The sequence below is a fragment of the Streptomyces bugieae genome (assembly GCF_036352915.1).
GTDB lineage: Bacteria > Actinomycetota > Actinomycetes > Streptomycetales > Streptomycetaceae > Streptomyces > Streptomyces endophytica.
Genome location: NZ_JAZBJP010000224.1, coordinates 1 through 396, shown reverse-complemented (window position 1 = coordinate 396; position 396 = coordinate 1). Strand labels below are relative to the sequence as shown.

Annotated in this window: 1 protein-coding gene; it reads left to right on the top strand. The window is 71.0% G+C overall.

What is annotated here, in order from left to right:
- Window positions 1–396 (top strand): enoyl-CoA hydratase/isomerase family protein (locus tag V2J85_RS40985; protein WP_330824443.1); only part of this gene is annotated, 396 nt, incomplete at both ends.

The window sequence follows — 396 nt, the reverse complement described above, 5'->3', positions numbered from 1 at the left end:
GGACCTGCCGTACGGCGCCGGGCGGTTCGCGCTCATCACGCTGGACAACGGCCTGGACCACACCAAGCCGACCACCTTCGGACCGCAGTCGCTGGCGAACCTGAACGCCGCGATCGACCAGGTCGAGAAGGAGGCCGCCGACGGCACCATCACCGGCGTCGGCATCACCGGCAAGCCGTTCATCTTCGCCGTCGGCGCCGACCTCAAGGGCGTCGAGCTGCTCGGCCGCCACGAGGACGCGCTCGCCATCGGCAAGGGCGGCCACGACGTCTTCCGCCGCCTCTCCGGCCTCGCGGTCCCGACGTTCGCGTACTACAACGGCGCGGCGATGGGCGGCGGTGTCGAGGTCGGTCTGCACTGCACCTACCGCACCGTCTCCACCGCCATCCCGGCGTT